The organism is Acinetobacter lactucae (assembly GCF_013344765.1).
Lineage (GTDB): Bacteria > Pseudomonadota > Gammaproteobacteria > Pseudomonadales > Moraxellaceae > Acinetobacter > Acinetobacter lactucae_A.
Map to the genome: position 1 here is coordinate 1 of NZ_JABVBF010000438.1, position 420 is coordinate 420.

The window sequence follows — 420 nt, forward strand, 5'->3', positions numbered from 1 at the left end:
CACTATTGTTCAACACGCTGTTGCCTGTGGTGACACTGTCCAGATCCAGATCTCGCTTCAAGCCATACTGAATCGTATTGCCGGTCTTGCTGACCGTTAAGTTGCTTTCGCCTGTCACCGTACCAATGTCAACCACATCGCCCGCTTTCACTGCACCTGCCGTTGCACCATTGCTTTGTAACGTCCAGCCTTTGTCCAGCTCACTGATCGCGGCACCCACATTATTTACGTCTGTACCGTTCACGGTATAGGTTGGTGCACTCACCGCACCGGTTGTGCTGTCGTAGCTTGACCCACCGCCCAGATTGTTCGCTGTACTGGTTCCTAGCGCATCGGTCTTGTCATTCGCTGCTGTTGTCGCAGTTTGTAATTGACCCAGGTTCACAGCCTGATCTGCACTCACCGCATCCGCTACATTGC

Annotated in this window: 1 pseudogene; it reads right to left on the reverse strand. The window is 53.1% G+C overall.

Annotation, left to right across the window (positions count from 1 at the left end):
* A pseudogene (locus HUN22_RS17740) lies at positions 1 to 420 on the reverse strand (hemagglutinin); the annotation flags it as partial.